Raw genomic sequence first — 433 nt, forward strand, 5'->3', positions numbered from 1 at the left:
CACCTACGATCCGGCCGGGCGCCTGGCCTCCCAGACCGACCAGCTCGGCAACACCACCGCCTACACCTACACCGCCCACGGGCAGATTGCCGAAGCAGCCGTCAAGGCCAAGGACGGCGATACCGTCTCCACGACCGCGTATACCTACGATGAGGGCACCGGGCTGCTGCTCTCCTCCGCGGTCACCGACGCCAGCGGGGCCACCACGGTCCGGCAGACGGAATACGACGGCCTGAACCGGGTCACCGGGGTGTGGGAAGGCGCCCGCGACGACGCGGACGCCAAGAAGAACACCCTCATCACCTACGCCTACGACAGCGAGGGCCGGCTGGTATCGGTCGCCTACCCCGACGGGAAGGCTGTCTCCCGCGCCTACGACCAGCACGGGCAGCTGGAGACGGCCACCGACGCCGCCGGCGCCGTCACCGCCTAC

At 70.0% G+C, this 433-nt stretch carries 1 protein-coding gene; it reads left to right on the plus strand.

What is annotated here, in order from left to right:
• Positions 1-433: RHS repeat domain-containing protein (locus IF89_RS39710; RefSeq protein ID WP_043194988.1), on the plus strand; the 433-nt coding region annotated here is incomplete at both ends.

This window comes from Streptomyces sp. NRRL F-2664, from assembly GCF_000719345.1.
Taxonomy (GTDB): domain Bacteria; phylum Actinomycetota; class Actinomycetes; order Streptomycetales; family Streptomycetaceae; genus Streptomyces.